At 70.9% G+C, this 15,250-nt stretch carries 12 protein-coding genes; 4 read left to right on the forward strand and 8 right to left on the reverse strand.

The window, feature by feature from the left end; genetic code table 11:
- Positions 1 to 756 (forward strand): FHA domain-containing protein (locus D7Y21_RS13395; RefSeq protein ID WP_121713545.1); only part of this gene is annotated, 756 nt, incomplete at its 5' end.
- 73 nt (positions 757 to 829) lie between these two features.
- Here the strand turns inward: D7Y21_RS13395 and D7Y21_RS13400 are convergent.
- On the reverse strand, positions 830 to 2,503 hold the full coding sequence (locus D7Y21_RS13400) for a serine/threonine-protein kinase (protein ID WP_120564405.1): 1,674 nt from the start codon (positions 2,501 to 2,503) through the stop codon (positions 830 to 832).
- Positions 2,504 to 2,615: 112 nt separating this feature from the next.
- On the opposite strand from D7Y21_RS13400, the gene D7Y21_RS13405 reads away from it, so the two are divergent.
- Positions 2,616 to 3,383, forward strand: coding sequence for an FHA domain-containing protein (locus D7Y21_RS13405; RefSeq protein WP_014395768.1), 768 nt, complete (start codon positions 2,616 to 2,618; stop codon positions 3,381 to 3,383).
- A gap of 69 nt (positions 3,384 to 3,452) precedes the next feature.
- On the opposite strand, the gene D7Y21_RS13410 is transcribed toward D7Y21_RS13405, so the two are convergent.
- A complete protein-coding gene (locus D7Y21_RS13410) occupies positions 3,453 to 3,815 on the reverse strand; it encodes a TraR/DksA C4-type zinc finger protein (protein ID WP_120564404.1) in 363 nt (120 codons plus the stop codon).
- A gap of 125 nt (positions 3,816 to 3,940) precedes the next feature.
- Between D7Y21_RS13410 and D7Y21_RS13415 the strand changes: the two genes are divergently transcribed.
- Positions 3,941 to 4,822 (forward strand): diadenylate cyclase, encoded by an 882-nt coding sequence (locus D7Y21_RS13415; RefSeq protein WP_120564403.1) that lies wholly within the window; start codon positions 3,941 to 3,943, stop codon positions 4,820 to 4,822.
- A 13-nt stretch (positions 4,823 to 4,835) separates the two neighbouring features.
- Here D7Y21_RS13415 and D7Y21_RS13420 read toward each other — a convergent pair whose 3' ends face one another.
- From D7Y21_RS13420 to dnaK, 6 genes are all read right to left on the reverse strand, one after another.
- A complete protein-coding gene (locus D7Y21_RS13420) occupies positions 4,836 to 5,405 on the reverse strand; it encodes a PspA/IM30 family protein (protein WP_014395765.1) in 570 nt (189 codons plus the stop codon).
- 17 nt (positions 5,406 to 5,422) lie between these two features.
- On the reverse strand, positions 5,423 to 7,705 hold the full coding sequence (locus tag D7Y21_RS13425; RefSeq protein ID WP_121713547.1) for a vWA domain-containing protein: 2,283 nt from the start codon (positions 7,703 to 7,705) through the stop codon (positions 5,423 to 5,425).
- 35 nt (positions 7,706 to 7,740) lie between these two features.
- A complete protein-coding gene (locus tag D7Y21_RS13430; protein ID WP_120564401.1) occupies positions 7,741 to 10,272 on the reverse strand; it encodes an AAA family ATPase in 2,532 nt (843 codons plus the stop codon).
- 51 nt (positions 10,273 to 10,323) lie between these two features.
- Positions 10,324 to 10,731 carry a thiol-disulfide oxidoreductase DCC family protein gene (locus tag D7Y21_RS13435; protein WP_121713549.1) on the reverse strand — a complete coding sequence of 136 codons (408 nt, stop codon included), beginning with the start codon at positions 10,729 to 10,731 and terminating at the stop codon, positions 10,324 to 10,326.
- Between the two features lie 28 nt (positions 10,732 to 10,759).
- Positions 10,760 to 11,614 carry a hypothetical protein gene (locus tag D7Y21_RS13440; protein WP_121713551.1) on the reverse strand — a complete coding sequence of 285 codons (855 nt, stop codon included), beginning with the start codon at positions 11,612 to 11,614 and terminating at the stop codon, positions 10,760 to 10,762.
- A gap of 216 nt (positions 11,615 to 11,830) precedes the next feature.
- Complete coding sequence (gene dnaK, locus D7Y21_RS13445; protein ID WP_120564502.1) at positions 11,831 to 13,744, reverse strand: molecular chaperone DnaK; 1,914 nt, start codon at positions 13,742 to 13,744, stop codon at positions 11,831 to 11,833.
- A 404-nt stretch (positions 13,745 to 14,148) separates the two neighbouring features.
- Between dnaK and D7Y21_RS13450 the strand changes: the two genes are divergently transcribed.
- Positions 14,149 to 15,237, forward strand: a complete 1,089-nt coding sequence (locus tag D7Y21_RS13450; RefSeq protein WP_120564399.1) for a diacylglycerol kinase family protein — start codon at positions 14,149 to 14,151, stop codon at positions 15,235 to 15,237.
- The last annotated feature ends 13 nt before the right edge of the window (positions 15,238 to 15,250 follow it).

Consider the following 15,250-nt stretch of genomic DNA (forward strand, 5'->3'; position numbering starts at 1 on the left):
GTGCCGGACAACGCCCTGCCCCCTCGCGGCGGTACGGGGGCCACGGCGCCGGTCCCGGCAGGCACGCCCCCCGCGACGACGGGCGCCACGGCGCGTCCTGCGCCGGTGGCGTCGCGCTTCGGGCTGGCGGTGATCGCCGGGACGACGCGCGGCCAGCGCTACAAGCTGCCGGTGACGGGTTGCGTGGTGGGCCGCCAGCGCGGCGCCATCCTCTTCCCGGACGACGTCTTCGTGTCGCCGCTGCACGCCACCTTCCTCGTGAAGGACGGCGCCCTCTTCGTGCGCGACGAGTCGAGCGCGTCGGGCGTCTACGTCACCTTCGCCGGCACGGAGCCGCTGGCGCCGCGCGCCCTCTTCAGCGCCGGCCAGCGGCTGTTCCGCTTCACCGGCCGCGTGGAAGCCCCCGCGCCCGTGGCGGGCCGGCCCACCGCGTATGGTTCGCCCGTGCCGCTCGGCCAGGCGCTGTACGGAGTGGAAGAGGTGCACATGGGTGGCAGGGCGGGCCGCGCGGTGGTGACGGCCGCGGCGCTGCTCACCATCGGACAGGCCCATTGCGACCTGGCGTACCCGAACGACGAGGGGCTCGCCGGCCGGCACTGCGAGCTGAGCCCCACGGCGACGGGCGCGATGCTGCGCGACCTCTCCGGCGGCCTGGGCACCTTCGTGCGCATCCCGCCCGCGACGGAGCGGCCCCTGCGTCCGGGCGACCGCGTCCGCCTGGGCCAGCACGTCATGCAGGTCGAAACGCTGGGCTGACGGGCAGCAGCCCGCGCATCACCGAGCCGGGTCGGGCCGGGCGCTACCGAGCCCGAGGCCAGGGGCCAGGCACTCAGGGCGACGAGGGACGCGCCACCGGGCTGCCGAGCCGGACTTCGATGTACGCGCGCGCACGCGAGTCGGGCATGTCGGTCAGGTGGCGCACCCACCAGCCGCGGGCCTCGTCCGTGTTGTCGCGCTGCCAGTACAGCTCGCCCAGCTTGAGGGCCAGCTCCGCTTCCGGGTTGAAGTTGAAGGCTTCCTTGTAGCTGGAGGTCGCGCGGCCCAGCTCCCCGGCCATCACGTCGCGGTCCCCGTCCTGCGTCAGCTTGCGCGCCTTGTCCACGTTGCGCGCGTTGCTGGGAATTTGCCGCAGGTAGTCCGGCTGATCCGAACCGGAGGTGAGCAGCCGGGGCGCGTTGGGCGGCGCCACGTACTGGTTCCCCTCGGAGCCGCTGCCCGCGCCAATGCCGAAGTAGTAGACGAAGAAGCCCACCGCCCCCAGCACCAGCACGGTGGTGAGCGCCTTGAAGAAGAGGATGATGCCCTCGCCGCCACCGGACGCGGGCGCGATCACGGAGGTCTGGGTGCCCTCCTGCGCGAGCGTGGCCTCTTCAGAGACCGGCGTGCGCGAATGGGGCAGGCCCTGCACGGTGGCTTCCACCGTCACGTCATTCCAGGCCGTGTTGTTGCGCGCGGCGTTGTGCGCGGCCTGGGACTTGCGCGGGATGGGAGCCAGCACGCCCGAGGCCTGGGGACGGCGCCCGCCCGTATCGTTGGCGGCTCCTCCGCGACGGCGCTCCTTGTCGACCGCGAGCAGCTCCGCCTTGAAGGCCCCGGCGTCGGCCGGCCGGTCATCCGGGTCCTTGGACAGGACGCGGAGGATCAGCCGCTCCATGCCCGGGGAGATGCGCGCGTCCGGACGGCGGCGCGTGGGCGGGGGCGGCTCCTCGGTGAGGTGCTTGGTGGCGAAGCCCACCGCCGAGTCGGACTCGAAGGGGAGCAGGCCCGTCATCAGCTGGTAGAGGATGACACCCACCGCGTACAGGTCCGAGCGATGGTCCAACACCGCGCCCCGCGCCTGCTCCGGCGACATGTACTCGGGGGTGCCGCACACGAAGCCGGCGCGCGTGAGGGCCGGGCCCTCGTCCTGCGAGTCGGTGATCTTCGCGATGCCGAAGTCCAGCACCTTCACGAAGTCCGGCTCGTTGCGGCGGTGCTCCACCATGATGTTCTCGGGCTTCAGGTCCCGGTGGATGACGCCCGCGCCGTGCGCGTCCGACAGCGCGCTGAGAATCTGGAGGGCGATGCGCACCACGCGCGCCTCGCCCAGCGGCCACTCGCGGCTGAGGATCTGATGCAGGTCCTGCCCGGCCACGTACTCCATCGCGATGAAGAGCGCGCCGTCGTCCGCCTGACCGAAGTCCAGCACGCTGATGGAGTTGGGGTGGTTCAAGCGGCTGGCGGCCTTGGCCTCGCGCTGGAAGCGCGCCACGGTGCGCTCGTCCGACAGCAGCGTGTGGCGCAGCACCTTCAGCACCACCATCTTGTCCAGCGCGAGCTGACGGGCGCGGTACACCTTGCCCATGCCGCCCTCGCCGATGAGGGCTTCCACCCGGTACTTGGAGGCAATCGTCTTGCCCACGTATTCGTCGCCGCCCTCCGCCGTGCGCAGGAGCGTCGCGCCGCAGGCGGGGCAGTAACGGGAGGAGTCTTCGGCGTCGGCGCCGCAGGAAGGGCAGTACACGTCAGCGTCCAGTCAGTGGGGCCGGGACTTCACCATGCCCCTCGGGTGGGGAGCAAGCCGTGCGCTGTCGGGCCCCCCAACGCGGCGCGGGCCTGCTAGAAGGGACGCTCGCATGGACGCCGTGGACTATTGCCCCCGCTGTGACACCGAGAATTCCCGGGATGCCACTGTCTGCCGAGCTTGCGGCTCGGCGCTGCGCTCCGGGACCATGGTGATGGCCGTGGCGCACATCTCGTCGCGCCCGCAGGTGTCCATCCGTGTGGTGCGCGCGGATGGCGGCCCCGAGGCGCTCGTGCGCATGCAGCGCGACACCCTCACCTGCGGCCAGCAGGCGGACATCGCGCTCAACGACGACCCCTTCATCATGCCCGTGCAGGCGCGCTTCTTCTTCTCCGGCGCCCGCCTCGCCATCGAGGACGTGGGCGGCGCCAACGGCGTCTTCGTGCGCCTGCGCAATGAGCGCGAGCTGCCCGCCGGCGGTGAGCTGCGCCTGGGCCGTCAGCGCATGGTGCTGGAGCCCATCCCCGCCGCGGCGTTGGGGCCCGGTGGCACGCAGGTGTGGGGCTCGCCGGATCCCGGCTACCGGCTGCGGCTCATCCAGCTGCTGGAGGGCGGCCTGCGCGGCGCGGCCTTCCCGCTCAAGGACGGCGACAACCTGCTGGGTCGTGAGCAGGGCGACATCGCCTTCCCCACGGACGGCTTCGTGTCCGGGCGGCACGCGCTCCTGCAGGTGCGGGGGGACCGGCTGATGGTGCGCGACGTGGGCTCGTCCAACGGCACGTTCATCCGCCTGGCGGGGCCGACCTTCGTCGACAACGGCGACCATTTCCTCATCGGCCGTCAGCTGCTGCGGGTGGAGATCCAGCCCGCGGCGGCCTGAAGCGACGGTCCTTCGCTCGCGAAACACGGACCGCACGGGAGCACCGTGCGGTCCGGGGAAGCCACGGCCTCAGCCGTAGGACTTCTCCTTCTTCTCCTGCTCTTCCTTGCAGCGGATGCAGAGCGTCGTCACCGGACGCGCATCCAGACGCTTCGGGGAGATGTCCTCCTCGCAGCGCTCGCAGATGCCGAAGGTGCCGTCCTCCACGCGCTTGAGCGCGCCATCAATCTTCTGCAGGAGGAACTTCTCGCGGTCCCTCAGACGGAAGACCATGGACTGGGTGTACTCGGAGGCGGCCTGGTCGATTTCGTCAGGCAGGTCGTCCGTGTCGAAGGACGATTCCTCCACCAGGGTCTTCTTCGCGCTTTCGAGCAGGCTCGTTTTGCTGTCCTCGAGCATCTTCTTGTAACGCTTGAGATCTTTCTGGTTCACAGCCTGCGGCTCCGTTGGACGGGTAGAGGGGGCCTGACCCCGAAAAAAAGGGCCCGAAAGCTTTATTCATGCGGTTCCCAGTGTCAAGCTGACCTGCTTTAAAACGTGGGTGCACGAGGAGCCCCTTGAGCGACAACACGAAGTTCGATCGGGAATTCTTGCGCTCGGCGCTTTCCCTGGCCGCCAAGAGCGAGGTCGACCACTTCCTCTACATCTGTGACACGCCCATTGCGCCGGAGGACCTCCGGGGTAAGCCCGCGCGCAAGAAGCTGGTGTACGCGGTGACGTTGGAGCCGCTGGCGCAGGAGCTCCTGCGCAAGAAGCTCCGCGCGCTCGTCATCCCCGCGTACGACTACTCGCGCACGGAGCGGGTGAAGGTGGCGCTCGTGTCCGCGCTGTCCCAGGGGGCGTTCAAGGAAGGCGACCTCGTGCTCTGCATGACGGGCAAGGTGGGCCGCGCGCCGGACACGCTGATGCAGATGCGCATCGGCGGGTCGCTGGACGACCGGCTGGCCATCGAGGGCGTGAAGCTGGGCGAGGAGTTCAACTCGCAGGTGGTGGACGCGCTCATCCAGCTGGCGCTGCAGATTGGCCAGGAGGGCTTCGAGGGCCACCCCATCGGGACCATCATCACGATTGGCGACCACACGAGCGTGCTGGAGAAGAGCCGGCAGCTCACCATCAATCCGTTCCAGGGCCTGTCGGAGTCCGAGCGCAACGTGCTCGACCCGAAGATTCGCGACGCCATCAAGAACTTCTCCGTGCTGGACGGCGCGTTCGTCATCCGCGAGGACGGCGTGGTGCTGTCCGCCGGCCGCTACCTGTCCTCCAACGACGACACGGTGAAGATTCCCCTGGGCCTGGGCGCGCGTCACGCGGCCTCCGCGGGCATCACGTCCACCACCCACTGCATCGCGCTCACGGTGAGCCAGACGTCCGGCGCGGTGCGGCTCTTCAAGGGCGGCAACATCGTGCTGGAGCTGCACCAGACGGCGCGGCGGACCTGAGAAGCGCCCTTCCCTACTTCACGCGCTCGGGCGCGGAGTGGGGCTGGTGCTCCTCGCGGTAGATGTCCGCCAGGGCGTGCGCCTTCTCCACCTCGTCGCGCGCCGCGTCCAGCGCCATCACCCGGTCGAAGCGCTCCACCTGCTCGCGCAGCGCCTCCGTGACGACGCCGCCCGCGGCCATGCGCGCGGACGCGCTCTCCCGCTCGATGCGCAGGTCCGCCACGCGCTCGCCCAGCTCGCCGGCCGCGCCGAGCAGCAGCTCCGAGTCCCGCTCCGCGCGCCGCAGCGATTCCCGCGTGGACTCCAGCAGGCGTTCGGTTTGCACGCGGTCGCGCTCCAGCACGCCCACGCCCTTCGCGTCCCCCCGGTCATGCGCCGTCTGACGCCGTCCGGCGATGTCGCCCAGGCGGGCCGTGTAGCGCGTCACTCCGCGGGAGAGCTCGCCCTTGAGGGCCAGCAGCGTGGCGGCGGACTTGCGCACCTCGGCCGCCTGGCGCTCCAGGTCCTCGATGAGCCGGTCGAACGTGGCCAACGGGTCCACGGGCGCCGCGGGTGTCTTCTTGCGTTTGAGGAAGCCGAACATGGCGCGTGCCTTGAAGCCTACCCGAACGGGCGGCAGAGCAACCGCACCCGTTCCAACGCCTCGGCCACCGGACGCCCGCCGCCGGACAGCACGGCCAGGTAGCGCGCGGGCGTGAGTCCGTAGACGGACAGCAGGTGCTGCAGGAGCACCACGCTCTCCGTCGCGCGCCGGTCCGCGGAGGCGAGCGACGCGGCCTCGCCCACCGCCTCCAGGATGTCCGTCACCCGCGCCACGAGCTCCGCGCCGGGCGTCTCCGGCACGGGGGAGGCCGCGGGCGTGGATGGAAAGAGCGCGTCGAAGGAGGCCTCCACGGCCACACCTGCCCCGGGCGCGCGGCCCGCCGCCACCGCCTCCAGCGCATCCAGGTGCGGGGCCAGGGCCTCCAGGGCCTCCAGCGAGGCCGGCACGTCGCGAGGCAGGAGCGTGCGCCAGGGTGTGTCGAACTCCGTGCGCGCCCAGCGGATCTCCTCGTCGGAGAGCGGGTGATAGAAGGCGCGGCCTCCGGCGGCGCGCTGCTCCAGCACCAGGGACTTGAGGTCCGGGTTCTCCTCGCCCAGCGAGATGAAGCTCAGCGCGATGTCCAGGGCGCCCATGGGCGCGCGCGTGCGGCGGATGAGGTCCAGGTCCACGCGGTCCTCGCCGTCGGTGATGAGCACCACCGTGGCGCGCGCGAGGTACGGGTCGCGCCCCTGCGCGGCGCGGATGGAGTCGAAGGCGGACAAGAGGGCCAGCGAGATGTCCGTCTGCCCCTCCGCGGGCGAGTCCCGGAAGAGCTTCTCAATCTGCCGGGTCGCCTCCGCGGCGGTGTCCACGCGGGCCAGCTCCGTGGGCACGTCGTTGAAGAAGCTGAAGTAGAGCGGGTCGAAGTTCTCTCCGCGCCGCGCCTTCACGCGCAGGTTGTTCAGCTCCGCGATGATCAGCGCGTCACGGAAGCGCGCCCGCGCGCCGTGCATGGAGCCGGAGGCGTCACAGACGTAGACGCGCACGGCGGTGCGCTTCACCTTGCGCGGCTTGGGGGGCGGCGCGTCGTCCAGGTACGTGCGCACGAGCTGCCGGTGCCCCGCGAGGTCCTGGAGCAGGCGCCGAGGGTCCGTGATGACGAAGTGGTGGACCTCGTCCAGGCTGCCCGTCGTGGCGAACGACATCGTCTGCGTCGGATAGGGCACCTGGCGAGGGACGGCCCGCACGGCGGCGGCGTCCTTCTCGACGATCTCCTCCGACAGCGAGTCCTCCACGTCGAAGTAGCGCGCACACCCCGCCGCCAGGTCGAACGTGGCCAGCTGTTCCGGCTTCAGTGAGAACGCCAGGTCCGCGAGCTGCTCATCCGGCGCGTCCTCCGCCTCGCGTCCGGAGTCCGCCTCGGCATCCGCCTCCCCCAGCCACTGGAGCCGCGCGCCCGCCTCCGCCTCCTCCACCATCCGTGTCAGCCGCTCTTCAGGGGGAAGCAGCGGCGTCAGCGCGCGCCGCGCCGCCGAGGCCAGCTCCGCGTCCCCGGCCTCGATGGCGCGCTCGTAGAGACCCTGCAGCGAACGGTAGGCACCCCGGGGATCCTTCTGGGCGGTCTGCCGCACGCCGCGCACCAGCGCCGCCAGGGAACGCGTGGGCGGCACCTCGCGCACCCGCTCGCGTGCCTCCGCCACGTCGTTGCGCAGCGCCATGCTCCGCGCGCGGTCCGCGTCCGTGGTGCCCAGGCGCAGCAGCATCTCATGGGCCAGGTCCAGGTCGCGCCGCTTCTGTACCAGGTCGATGACGTTGTCCCGCGCGCGAGCGGCGAGCAGCTCCGCGATGGCCAGGCGCGCGTTGGCGGGAGGCCGCTCCCGGGTCGTCTCGCTCGGACGCTCGAAGATTTCGAACGGCGCGTCGTCCCCGCCCGGCGCTTCCAGCGGACGGCTGAAGAGATCCGCCACCTTCACCGCGCGGGCCAGCCGCACGAAGCCCCGGTCCAGCGCGGTGAGAGCCCCCGAAGGCATCTCCCCGGAGCGGTGCGCCTTCTCCACGAGGCGCAGGCACTCCTCGTACTCCTCCAGGGCCTGGTTCGCGCGCGCCGCGAGCCCCTGCGCGAGCGCCCCCGCCCTGCCCCGCTGGGTGCCCAGCGCGAGCAGCAGCCGGGCATCCGCGGCGGTGTGGATGCCCACGCGATCCAGCTCGCGGTCGAGCGCCACGAGCACCGGCAGGCCCAGGTCCTCTGGCCCCTTCAGCTTGCGGCCGAAGGGCCAGGACCACGTGCCACCACGGGCCGCCGCGGGCTGGCGGAGCGCATCCAGGCGCTGCCGCAGGGGAGTGAGCCGGCGCGCCAGCACGTCTCAGCGCCGCCTTCCGGGCATGGCCTTGGCGCTCACGGCGCGGTCCGCCGCTCCAGCACCTGCCGGCTGAAGCGTCCGAAGTCCTCGTCGATGCCGCGAAGCTGGGCGGACAGCTTGCGCGCGCTCTCTCCCAGTTCGCCCGGGAGCGTCTCCAGCATGCCCAGCGTGGCCTTGAGCCGCACCAGCTCGCCCTCCTTGAGCGTGAGCTGGGGGAAGCGGCTGCGCACCAGCCGCTCGAAGGTGCGCTCCGCGTCGGCGCGGCCGTTGAGCGCTTCCGGGGCGGGCAGCGCGGACAGCAGCTGGGTCAGCCAGCTGCGCAGGTACTTGATGCGCGACTGGAGGAAGGACAGCTCCGCTTCGGCCACGGCCGCGCGGACCGTGTCGGAGAGGAACGCGGACGCGGACGCGGGACGCGCCGCCATCAACTGTCCGTCCAGGCCCACGAGCGCGGTCAGCTCCCCGTCGGGGGCCTGCGCGGACAGCTCTCCCCGGTAGTAGGTGTACGCGTCGCCATTGAGCACGGCGTTGGGGGCCGGAGGCGGGCTGGCCACCTCGCGAGACAGCACGCGGGCGTGCTCGCGGAGGCGGGTCTCCATCAGGTCGCGGCACTCGGCGAGCACCGGCTCCGCCGTCACGCCCTCGCGCCGCAGGTTCTCCGCCACCGCCTGCACCGCGCGGCCGTACTGCTCGATGCGCTCGAACGGGGTCGCGCCCAGCACCTCGCGCGCGTACGCCACGCTCAGCGGCCGGAGCAGCTCCTGCTTCAACCCCGCCTGGGACGCATCCAACGCCGTCAGGGCGTTCTCCAACTGGGTGAGCCGCCGCGAGTCCGCGGACAGCGCGTCCAGCGGATCCTTGCGGCCCCGGGGCGCCTGCGCGGGGAACGCCGCCGACACCCGGCGCCGGAGCGCGGCCACCACCCGGCGGCGCGTGTCCTTGTCCGCGTCGCGCAGCCGCTCGTGGAGGGAGGGCACCGCCTCGCTGAGCATCGCCGCCAGCGAGCCCATCACGCCCAGCTCCTCCTCCAGGTTCTCCGCGAGCCCGACCAGCCACTCCATCTTGACGCTGTCCTCGAACGCGAGCCCCTCCGCCGCGGACGCGCTCATCTCCAGCGCCTGCTCCAGGAACCGCGCGGACGCCTCGCACAGCGCGGGGTAGCCCGGCTTCAGCTCCGGCACCGACCGGCTCAGCTCCAGGACGTCGCGGATGGCGATGAGCAACGCCACGCCGCCGCGCCCCTCCCCCTGCCCCGCCGCCATGCCTCGCGACAGCCGCTGCTCCAGGGCAGCCACCAGCGCACGCGCCGCCACCAGCAGCGGGGCCCGGTTCTGGCCGTGGCGCGGCCCGGGCACCAGCTTGCCCAGCACGCCGCGCGCCGTGGTGGACACCACGCCCGCCTGCCAGTTGCGGCTCAGGCCCTCCGCGGCGTTCACGTCGTCGGCGGCCGCGAGCGTCGTCGCCTCGCGCTCCACGCCGCCGCCCAGCTCCTGGCGCACCTTGCCCAGCACCTCGTCGAAGGTGCGCTGTTCCAGCCGGACGATCTCCAGCTGCGCCCGCTCGCGAGGGTCCACCGCCGCCTTGAGCAGCGCGTCGGCTTCCGCCGCGGGCGGACCGCCCAGGAGGAAGAACCAGCGCAGCGCGTCCAGGTCCTCCACCGTCGCCTCGAGCGGCCGGTCCGGACGGCGGTAGATCTGATCGCGCACCACCGCGGCCTTCAGCGTCCAGAGCGCCTTCACCACAGAGCGCTGGGAGAAGTACTTCGTGGGCACGTAGTCCGGCAGCTTCGACACCTGCGCCACGAGCGCGCGCTCCAGCGCGTCCGTGAGCATCTCCACGCCCTCCAGCACGTGGCCGGGCACCTTCACCTGGGCCACCGCGTCCTGGAGCAGGTCCAACTGCTGGAGCGTCAGCGTGGCGCGCAGGTCCGGCCGCGTGCCGTGCACGAAGCGGTGCAGCATGGCGGCCCGGCTCTCCCGCCGGGCGAAGGCCTTGGGCACGAAGCTGATGAAGCTCAACCGGTCCGCGAACGCCAGCAGCAGCTCCGGCGAGCGCGCCAGCACCTCCGTGAGGTACCGGTTGCTCGTCATCACCACGCACTCGGTGCGGCCGGCCGTCACCTTGCGGCCGTGCTTCAGCTCCCGCTCGTACATCACGTTGAGGATGGAGCGCAGCAGCATGTCCCGGCCGTCGAAGACCTCGTCCAGGAACGCGTGCACCGCGCCCAGCATGCCCTCGTCGGTGAGGTACTCGGTGCGCCCCGTCTCCGTGAGCACCTTGAAGTCCACCGGACCGATGAGGTCCGTCTGCAGCGTGGTCTCCGCGATCTGCTTGGAGAACAGCGACGGCAGGCCGGACACCTCGTCGGTGATGCGCCCCAGGACGGCGCTGGCGACCGCGCTCTTCGCCGTCCCGGGCGGCCCCACCACCAGCACGTGCTCGCGGCAGAGCAGCGCCAGCTCAATCTGCGTGAACAGCGTTTCCCGCTCCAGGTACGTCTCCCGCAGCTCCCCGAAGAAGCGGCGAAAGGACTGGGCGGCCTGCAGGTTGGGAGGAGGCGAAGTCACAAGAGGGCCGGGGGCTGCGGGGAAGGCCGCATGCTACCCGCGCCCCTCCCCCTATTTGAAGTGCACCGCGCAGGCCCCGTCGGGGCAGTTGCGACCCGCGATGCGGAAGCGGTAGCGGGCCACCACCCCATACACCGCGTCCGCCAGCTGCCGCAGTCCGGGGACGTAGTACACGTAGAGCAGCCGCCCCAACGGCCGCCGCCCCAGCGCGCGGACGATGGCCTCCGCTCCCTCCAGGACCCGGCCGTCCGCCTGGATGAGCTGCATGGCCTTCTCGCAGCGCTCGAAGCCCACCCCCGGGAAGGCATCCAGGACGCCCTCGTCGCGGAACGAGAGCAGCTGCGTGCCCTGCCCGCCCACCAGCTTGCGCATCTCCCGCGCGGCGCCGCTGCACACGCGGCAGTGGCTGTCGTAGAGCACCACGTCATGTCCCGGCGGTGTCGTCTGGAGCGTCGTCATGCGTCAGCGTCCCCTTGCGCCCAGTATGTCAACGCGGCTTGAGCATCTCATGCAGTTGTCCGTGCACGCTGCGCCAGATGTCGTGCTGCCGTTCAATAGGATCCATCAGCGCCATGCCCACCGACGTCGCCGGGGAGCTGCCCTGGAAGGCCGAGTACTGTCGGATGCGCGTGCCGCCGCTGCCGTCGTCGAAGACGAACTGGTTGGTGCCGCGCAGCGGGTGTCCGTCCAGGGTGGTGATGTGGACGACGCGCTCCGTCTCGTTGAGCTTCACGGTGATGGGCGCCCACACCGGCGGCGGGCCCTGCTCCTCCAGGAACAGCCGGGCGCCATCCGTCAGCGCGCTCGCCGCCGGCCGCAGTGAGATGCCCGCCGCGCCGAAGAGCAGCTCCGGGTTGCTGACGAAGGCCTCGAAGGCGTCCCTCGCGGACACGCCGGGAATGGTGCTGGTGTAGTCGGTGAGCGCCGTGGGAGCACCGGCGATGGGCGGGCTCGGGTCCAGGTGCCCCAGCTGCTTGCGCGCGTAGGCATCCATCGAGGCCCCCTTGTCCAACGTCACGCTGAACGCGGCGGCCTGGGTCTGCTCCAGGAGCCGCGCCCCCTGCTTCAGCTGCTCCTGGATGGAGCCCGTGGGCTTCGGCGGGAACGCGCCCCCCACGCCGAAGTCGAAGCCGTTGCCCTCCCGCGCCCGGGGCGCCACCTGCGGCGCCCGCGAGGGAGTCGTGGCCGGCGCGCCGGCCCCCCGAAACACCTCCACGGAGTTGGCCGGAGCAGCCGACGTCCGTGAAGGCGCCTCCGAGCGCGGGGCCAGGGGAAGCGCTACGCCCTCGGGCGCGGCGAGGTCGGGGAGGACGCCGGACAGCAGGGAGTCGATGCGGGACATGACAGGACACCTTCGGGGTGGACAGCGAGGAACCCACCCGCCCCTTGCAGCGCCTCCGCCACCGGTGCCCGTGTGAATTCGCGGGGTTGCTCCCGGCCCTCATCCCGCGTCCGGCACACCCGTCCACCGCCTCGGAAAAGAAGAAGGCCGGCGCCCCTCGTCGGAGCACCGGCCCTCTGACTTCAGCCCCCGCCGCGGAGCGGGAGGCTCACGGCGTCAAGACTGGCGGAACTCGGCGTCCACCACGTCGTCCTTCGCGGACGGCTGGGCGCTGGAGCCCGGAGCCGCGGAGGGCTCGGCGCCCGGAGGAGGCGTGGCGCCCGGCGCGCCGCCGGTGGCCCGGTACATCTCCTCCGCCGCCTTGTAGCTGGCCTGCTGGAGCTTCTCGAGGGCCGCCTTGATGGCGTCCTTGTCCTGCCCCTCGCGGACGGAGTTCAGCTCCGCGACACCGTCCTCGACGGCCTTCGCCACCTCGGGGGTGAGCTTGTCCTTGTTCTCCTTGATCATCTTCTCCGCGGCGTAGGACTGGCTCTCCGCCTGGTTCTTCACCTCGACCAGCTCGCGGCGCGCCTTGTCCGCGCTCTCGTTGCTGCGCGCGTCGTCGACCATCTTGGTCACTTCGTCCTTCGACAGACCGGACGAGTGGCTGATGGTGACCTTCTGCTCCTTGCCGGTCGCCTTGTCCTTCGCGTTGACGTTGAGGATGCCGTTCGCGTCGATGTCGAACGTCACTTCAATCTGCGGCACGCCGCGCGGCGCCGGGGGCATGCCCGTCAGGTGGAAGCGGCCGAGGCTGCGGTTGTCGCCCGCCATCTCGCGCTCACCCTGCAGCACGTGGATCTCCACCTGCGTCTGGCCGTCCGCCGCCGTGGAGAAGGTCTCCGACTTGCGCGTGGGGATGGTGGTGTTGCGCTCGATGAGCTTCGTCATCACGCCGCCCAGCGTCTCCACACCCAGGGACAGCGGCGTCACGTCCAGCAGGAGGATGTCCTTCACCTCGCCGCCGAGCACGCCCGCCTGCACCGCGGCGCCCAGCGCCACGACCTCGTCGGGGTTCACGGAGCGGTTCGGCTCCTTGCCGAACAGCTTCTTCACCGCCTCCTGCACCATGGGGATGCGCGTGGTGCCACCCACCAGGACGATCTCGTTGAGCTCCTTGGGGTCCAGCCCCGCGTCCTTCAGGCACTTGCGACACGGCTCCAGCGAACGCTCCACCAGCGGGCCAATCATCTGCTCGAACTTGGCGCGCGTGAGCTTCACGTTCAGGTGCTTCGGACCCGACGCGTCCGCCGTGAGGAACGGCAGGTTGATCTCCGTCTGCGTCGCGCTGGACAGCTCGATCTTGGCCTTCTCCGCCGCCTCCTTCAGGCGCTGGATGACCATCTTGTCCTTGCTGACGTCGAGCCCGGTGTCCTTCTTGAACTCGCTGATCAGCCAGTTCATGATCTCCAGGTCGATGTTGTCACCGCCCAGGTGCGTGTCGCCGTTGGTCGCGAGCACGTCCACCACGTTCTCGCCCACCTCCAGGATGGACACGTCGAAGGTGCCGCCGCCGAAGTCGTAGACGGCGATCTTCTCATCCTTCTTCTTGTCCATGCCGTACGCGAGCGCCGCCGCGGTCGGCTCGTTCACGATGCGCTTCACCGTCAGACCGGCGATCTCACCGGCATCCTTGGTGGCCTGGCGCTGGGCGTCGTTGAAGTACGCCGGGACGGTGATGACCGCCTCCGTCACCTTCTCACCCAGGTAGTTCTCCGCGGCGCGCTTGAGCTTCAAGAGCACCTGCGCGCTGATCTCCGGCGCGCTGTACTGCTTGCCGGCGATGTCCACGCGCGCGTCGCCGTTGGGGCCCCGGCCCACCTTGTAGGGGACGAGCTTCGCTTCCTCGGTCGTCTCCTCGAAACGGCGGCCCATGAAGCGCTTCACCGAGTAGATGGTCTGCTCCGGGTTGGTGATGGCCTGGCGCTTCGCCACCTGACCGACCAGGCGCTCCCCGTCCTTCGTGAACGCGACCACCGAAGGCGTGGTGGGGGCTCCCTCTTCGTTGACGATGACCTTGGGCTCGCGACCCTCCATGATCGCCACCACGCTGTTCGTGGTGCCCAGGTCGATTCCGATAATCTTGCCCACGGTTCCCATCCTCTGGAAATGACTGCGTTTTTCCTGCGAAATCCCGATGTAAGCCCAACGTAACCACCCCCCCCGGCGTGTCAAACGCGAGGGCGGGTTTCCCATGGGCCCGGGCACCCAGCGCAAAGGTGATGACGCCCGCTGCGTAGCGCAGTGCGCAGCCCCGGCCGCCCGCGTGTCACCGGAACGCCATCCACGCGCCACGGGTGCGTAACGCGCTCTACACTGCCGTCACCCCGCGGTAGCAACCGAGCGGGCATTTTGGACACCAGCGGACCGTTCAACCCCTCGGAATCACTTCAACCCGTCTGCCTGACACCACGCGTCAGGGGTTGGCGAGAAAAGTGCACAGTCCGAACCGCGTCAGCGCTGTCATACCGCTCCCCGCCCCTTTGGAGTCGTCCATGCTGGTTCAGCCCCTGCGTTCCTCGGACTTCCGCCGCTCGCCCGCGGCGCTGCCGTCCGCCGAACCGAAGGTCGCGGTGCTGCTGAACGCGAACGCCCGCAAGGTGGACGCCCGGGTCGTCAAGCTGCTGTCGCACGTGGTGCCGGAAGAGGACCTGTTCCTATCGCGCTCGCCGCTGGACGCGCGGCGCATCGCGCAGACGGTGCTGGAGCGGGGCTACCCCACCGTCTTCACCGGCGGCGGCGACGGTACCTTCATGGGCTTCGTCAACGAGGTGCTGCAGCAGGTGGGCCCGCGCGGGAAGTTCGCCGGCCAGGCCGCGCCGCGCTTCGGCATCCTCAAGCTGGGCACGGGCAACGGCATCGCGGCGTTCGTCAACGCGTCCAGCACCCGGGGCGACGGCATCCTCAATGACGTGGTGCGCGCCCGCGCGGCGGAGTTCCCCAGCGTGCGCACCATGGACCTGGTGCAGGTGGACGGCCAGCGCGCGCCCTTCGCGGGCCTGGGCGTGGATGGCAAGGTGCTCAACGACTACATCGCCGTGAAGGAATCGCTGGGCAAGGGCATGTTCAAGCGGGTCATGTCCGGCGGTGGCGGCTACTTCTCCGCGGTGGCCTTCAAGACGGTGCCGCACTACCTCACCAGCTCCGTGCTGGTGGAGTGCGAAGTCGTCAATGGCCCGTCGGAGGCCTACCGCCTGGGCGCGGAGGGACAGACGGTGGGCGGGCCGCTGGCGCCGGGCGCGCTGCTCTTCCGGGGCAAGCTGATGATGGCCGCCGCGGGCACCATGCCCTTCTACGGCTACGGCTTCCGCATGTTCCCCCACGCGAACGACCGCCGGGGCTTCCTGCAGCTGCGCCTGGGCCAGGTGTCGCCCACGCAGGTGCTGGCCAACCTCCCCCGCCTCTGGAATGGCCGCTGGGCTCCGGAAGGCCTGCACGACTTCCACGCCCGCGAAGTCACCATCCGCTTCGCGCGCCCCATGCCCTTCCAGGTCGGCGGCGACGCGGCCGGCTACCGCGAGCAGGTCACGCTGTCCGTGGCGCCCGAGTCCATCGAGCTGCTCGACTTCAACGGCGTGCAGTAGTCCCCTGGCGGTT

Source organism: Corallococcus sp. AB045 (genome assembly GCF_003668895.1).
GTDB classification, from domain to species: Bacteria; Myxococcota; Myxococcia; order Myxococcales; family Myxococcaceae; genus Corallococcus; species Corallococcus coralloides.